The sequence below is a fragment of the Bacillota bacterium genome (assembly GCA_030705925.1).
Lineage (GTDB): Bacteria > Bacillota > Clostridia > Oscillospirales > Feifaniaceae > JAUZPM01.
Genome location: JAUZPM010000102.1, coordinates 1 through 5,206, shown reverse-complemented (window position 1 = coordinate 5,206; position 5,206 = coordinate 1). Strand labels below are relative to the sequence as shown.

At 42.5% G+C, this 5,206-nt stretch carries 6 protein-coding genes; 1 reads left to right on the top strand and 5 read right to left on the bottom strand.

The annotated features are described in order from the left end of the window. The 3 genes from frr to Q8865_10915 form a co-directional block, all read right to left on the bottom strand. The coding region (gene frr, locus Q8865_10925; GenBank protein ID MDP4153930.1) for a ribosome recycling factor at positions 1-459 on the bottom strand (459 nt) is incomplete at its 3' end. Between the two features lie 3 nt (positions 460-462). Beyond that, positions 463-1,179 (bottom strand): UMP kinase, encoded by a 717-nt coding sequence (gene pyrH / locus Q8865_10920; protein ID MDP4153929.1) that lies wholly within the window; start codon positions 1,177-1,179, stop codon positions 463-465. Between the two features lie 169 nt (positions 1,180-1,348). Then, positions 1,349-2,275, bottom strand: a complete 927-nt coding sequence (locus Q8865_10915) for an AEC family transporter (protein ID MDP4153928.1) — start codon at positions 2,273-2,275, stop codon at positions 1,349-1,351. Positions 2,276-2,540: 265 nt separating this feature from the next. Between Q8865_10915 and Q8865_10910 the strand changes: the two genes are divergently transcribed. Next, positions 2,541-3,053, top strand: coding sequence for a hypothetical protein (locus Q8865_10910; GenBank protein ID MDP4153927.1), 513 nt, complete (start codon positions 2,541-2,543; stop codon positions 3,051-3,053). A 120-nt stretch (positions 3,054-3,173) separates the two neighbouring features. On the opposite strand, the gene Q8865_10905 is transcribed toward Q8865_10910, so the two are convergent. Continuing rightward, on the bottom strand, positions 3,174-4,028 hold the full coding sequence (locus tag Q8865_10905; GenBank protein MDP4153926.1) for a hypothetical protein: 855 nt from the start codon (positions 4,026-4,028) through the stop codon (positions 3,174-3,176). Between the two features lie 138 nt (positions 4,029-4,166). Beyond that, positions 4,167-5,206 (bottom strand): glutamine-hydrolyzing GMP synthase (guaA, locus tag Q8865_10900; GenBank protein MDP4153925.1); only part of this gene is annotated, 1,040 nt, incomplete at its 5' end.

Here is a 5,206-nt window from a genome sequence, read left to right as displayed (position 1 = left end):
TTTAAGGTCATCTTCTGTAATTTCCGACTTCTTCTTCTTTGCCTTGAAAACGTCGATAGCGTCGCGTCTTACATTACGTACGGCGACCTTAGCCTCTTCTCCGTATTTCCTGATCTGTTTCGCAAGATCACGGCGTCTCTCTTCAGTAAGCGGAGGAAAAATAAGACGGATAGTTTTGCCGTCGTTTTGAGGATTGATGCCTATTTCAGATGTCTGGATCGCTTTATCGATGCTTTTAAGCGCAGACGGATCCCAAGGGGTGATCGTAAGTGTCCTCGCCTCTGTCACCGAGATTGCAGCCATCTGGTTTATGGGAGTCATAGCACCGTAGTAATCAACCGAAATCTTGTCTAAGATTGCAGGATTTGCTCTCCCCGCGCGAACTGCTTTATACTCGTTTGACAGGTTGTCTAAAACTTTCTGCATTTTGGATTCAACATCAGTGTAATTGTTTGCCATGTGTTATGCCTCCTTTACAATAGTTCCGATTTTTTCACCTTTGATAGCACGGACGAGGTTTTCAGGGTCGTCGAGACCGAAGAGCATGATTGGCATGTTGGTGTCCATACTGAAGGATGTCGCCGTAGCGTCCATAACGCCGAGCCTTTTTGCCAGGATCTCACTGTAGGATATTTCAAGCAGCTTTTCAGCATTTGGGTTTTTCTTTGGATCGTCACTGTAAATATAATTGATATTTTTAGCAAGAAGCAGGATATCTGCATTTATTTCAGCGGCGCGCAGTGCGGCAGCTGTATCTGTTGAGACGAACGGAACACCTAGACCGCATCCGAAAATGACCACTCTTCCCTTTTCAAGGTGGCAGACCGCTTTATTTCTGATATACGGCTCAGCAATCTCTTTCATTTCTATAGCAGTCATTACACGTGTAGGAACGCCTTTATTTTCAAGCGCATCCTGCAGTGCAAGTGAGTTTAAAACGGTTGCGAGCATCCCCATATGGTCAGCGCGCGTTCTGTCCATTTCCGCGCCGTTTCTGCCGCGCCAGAAGTTTCCGCCGCCGACAACAATGCCAAGCTGGACGCCCATCCCGATTATTTCCTTGATCTTATCGCAGATATTATTTATTGTATCCGCATCAAGTCCGCTTTTCTTATCACCGGCAAGCGCCTCGCCGCTGATCTTCAAAAGGACGCGCTTATATGCTGCTTCTTCGCTCATTTTATCCTCCAATCACGGGCAAAGCCCGCAAGTCCAAATCTTTCTATATCATTTTACATACTTATCGGCTTTTTGTAAATAGCTGCCGCATAAAAATTTTACCCTAAAAAAATAAAGACCCTTAACCCTGTATTATAAGGTTAAGGGCTGTAACATATTTACTTGCTTTCTACATAAATATACCAAGCATAACCGGTATCGTGATAATTCCGAGTACGGACGATACAAGAGCAAAGGATGCGCCAAGCCTCGTGTCGCCGTCATATGCAGCCGGAATCACGACTGTATTTAGACCGAGCGGCATTGCAAGGCTGATAAGCGCGACGACCGCAATTTCTGAAGGCGTGTTGATTGCTTTTAATATCAATATAAAAATTGAAGGAAGAAAGATGAGCCTTATTGCACTCATCACATAAACCTTCCATCCTTTTAGTAGGCTTTTGATTTCATATCCGCCTATAACAAATCCAGTCAGGATCATAGCGATAGGACCCATGCAGGAACCGGCTCCGGTTAGTGCTGTCTGCATGAAGCCAGGCAGTGCAAACCACTGCTTAACAAGTCCGAATGCTGCACCTATTACAAGGCTGATACAGATAGGATTTGCAAATGATTTTATTCCTACCTTACCGCCGTTGCCCGGAATGAGCCAAGCAACGCCAAGGCTATAACAAACGATATAAAATGGCATAATGAATATTAGATAATCAAAAAGCACATCCGCGTTAAATGCGCCGCTGACAAGCGCAATACCCATAAATGAAAAATTGGCGAAAGCAAATGAGTATCTATATATCTGCTTTTCATATGTATTTTCCGCGAACAGCTTTGAAAAGAATAATGCGATCGGTATGAGAACGATTACGATCACGGTAGAGTAAATCATATATGTCCATTTTGCGGTAATATTCTCAAAAGTGAACTTGTTCATAAATGTGTTGATAACAACCGCCGGAACAAGAATGATATTTTCAAGCTTGGAAAGAACAGACGATGAATTATCCGGCATAAATTTACCTTTTTTTAAGATAAAGCCAATGATCATAAAAATAAAAAGTACCAGGGTCTGGTTAAGAGTCGAGAAAAAAATTTGCATATTATATTCCTTATTGTAGATATTATTTTTTAGCGGCGTTTTTCGGCATTTATTCTCCTATTATTATCCACATTATCTGGTTTGTCAAGGATATATCTGGCTATTTAAGTCTTATTTAGTTAGTTAAACCGGGATTTTGATGAAACCATTCAGTCTGATGATTCAATTATATTGGGTATAGTATCTTATTTACTTTTATGTTTTTATAGAGTATTCTATTTTAAAAAGGAAAAGTACAGCGCCTAAAGGAGTAAGGAGGCAAGTAATGGGGCTTTCATGGAGTGCAATGCGTAAAGTGTTAGAACAAGATAATATTTGTGATTCACTTAAAGGACGGATTCAATACTTTGCCACTCGTTACAGGAAATCACATGACCAGGAAGGGCGAGTAGCTATTCGACTTGATGGAAATGAAATCTTTCAGTCCTGTTATTATGATTGGCAATCCAAACGTGATATGTTAGTGAAAAACAACGTCATTTCAAAAAAGCAAGCGGAATCGTATTGGGATAAAGTTGATTTAGAAACAAAGAATCACGGCGGTTTTGATCAATATGGTTTCTATGAGGCTTTCCACGAATATCAAAATCGAAGTATTGAAGAAAGTTTATCTTTTTTTGACCCAATAGTCAGACTATTCGCAATACTAGATAAACGAACCGGTAAAAGGCGATTACTTAATATGATTCCTGAAATGGAGTCAAAACCCGAATGGCTCAAAGTCTTTTTTAAGCTGCGTTTAGAGTCGGAGGGGATCATTGATAGTACTCTGCAGTAAAAGAGCTAACTGACACAAAATCAGTTAGCTCTTTTCAAAATATAACTTGTGCAGCTGTTGGCAGTAAAAAACAATCTCCTGCCCGTAGTTTGCCGGGCTAGACAATAAGCATTAAAAAAATTATTTTCCTTTCAAACTCTGCAAAACGTCCTCTGCAGCTGCAGGGCTTATCCTTTCTGCTTTCCAGCTGTTGTTTTTCTCATTTCCTTCAAGATGATTTTTATCAGTAAGTTTTATATTCATAAAGCTGTCATTTTGACCAGTTGTATATTGCACCGTAACCCTAAAGCCATCGTCAGTATTACTTATGGTGTAGGTTCCTTCGTCGTAAAAGCCTGCATTCTTTTCAACATAACTATATGTATTATCATCTCTTAAAATCATATAGAAATCGTCTGAATCTTTCCAGTGCCATGCGCCCTTTAAATCGCTGCTAGAAAGTGCTGTTGGCGCCTGAGCGGTTGTTTCTGGCGATTTAGCATCTTTAGGTGTCGCATCTGCAGGTTTGCCAGGCATTATATCTTCCACCTGTCCGTCACTGATGTTTTCTTCCTTTACCTCAGGCTTGTCTGTAACCTTCAAGTCTATTAAGACCCCTGTATGATTACCGATATACCATTTGGTATCGCCTTTCATTTGATAGAGCTCAAGGTCATAACCGGCATTCCCTGTGACGCCGTCCTTAGAAGTAGCATTTACATTGCCCTCAATCCATACTATTCTTTTTTCACCCATAGGCTTGTCATAATCACCCGGATTGTTTACGTTATCCTTATCCGACGCCACTTTGTTAGACGTGATTTTCCACTTCTTCAGACCAACTTGCTTCTGCATTTCCTGCTTCACAAGAGATCTTGCAATTTTCTGCGGTTCCGTTTCAGCAGAACCCGGAGCGACTCCCGATGTAACCCCTTTAACAGCTACAAACACAAAGGAAACGAAAAATAAAATTCCAAGGATTTTTAAAACTTTCACTATCTCAACCCCCTATTACTACTTGCCAAAACCATGGATATTAAATCCAATAAACCGTGTCAGATACACCACAAATAGTTATATCCAACACGATTAATTGAGTTTCTCAATCGGATTATCTGAACTAAGCTTTTATCATTATTCCCACTCGATAGTTGCCGGAGGTTTTGTCGTGATGTCGTAGACCACTCGGTTGATATGCGGGACTTCATTTACTAAACGGTTGCTTATGGAGGCAAGCAGGTCATAAGGAATCCTTGCAAAGTCGGCAGTCATAAAATCTGTCGTAGTAACGCCGCGCAGAGCAAGGGTGTAGTCATATGTTCTGCCATCGCCCATTACTCCGACAGAGCGCATAGATGTAAGAACCGCGAAATACTGGTGTATGTCACGGTCAAGACCGGCTTTTGCGATCTCCTCGCGGAATATCCAGTCTGCCTCACGAAGAATTTCGAGTTTTTCCTCCGTTATCTCGCCGATGATACGTATCGCAAGTCCCGGACCCGGGAACGGCTGGCGCCATACAAGATAGCTTGCAAGCCCGAGCTCTTCGCCGAGGCTTCTGACCTCGTCTTTAAACAATAACCTCAATGGTTCGATAATCTCTTTAAAGTCAACAAAATCAGGCAGTCCGCCAACGTTGTGATGGCTTTTGATGACGGCAGCGTCGCCCGTGCCAGATTCTATAACGTCGGGGTATATCGTGCCCTGTGCGAGAAACTCAACTTTTCCTATCTTCTTTGCCTCATCCTCGAAAACGCGGATGAATTCCTCGCCGATAAGCTTTCTCTTTTTCTCGGGCTCGGATACGCCGCTGAGTTTATTCATGAAGCGTGTGCCCGCGTTGACGCGGACAAAATTTATGTCAGAGTTGGAAAATGCCGCCTCTACCTCGTCGCCTTCGTTTTTGCGCATGAATCCGGTATCGACGAATATGCATGTAAGCTGTCTGCCGATCGCTTTTGACAGCAAAGCCGCAAGCACGGACGAATCAACGCCGCCTGACAGCGCAAGAAGCACCTTGCCATCCCCGACTTTTTCCCTGATATTTTGGATAGCTGTGTTTGCATAGTCGCCCATTGACCAGTCTCCTTTGCAATGGCAGACCTCAAACAAAAAGTTTCTGAGCATAGTAAGACCGTTCTCGGTATGCATGACCTCCGGGTGGAACTGCATTG

Excerpts from the sequence above, each read along its gene's own strand:
- pyrH (MDP4153929.1), bottom strand. The coding sequence starts at position 1,179 with ATGAGCGAAGAAGCAGCATATAAGCGCGTCCTTTTGAAGATCAGCGGC.
- Q8865_10910 (MDP4153927.1), top strand. The coding sequence starts at position 2,541 with ATGGGGCTTTCATGGAGTGCAATGCGTAAAGTGTTAGAACAAGATAAT.
- Q8865_10915 (MDP4153928.1), bottom strand. The coding sequence starts at position 2,275 with ATGCAAATTTTTTTCTCGACTCTTAACCAGACCCTGGTACTTTTTATT.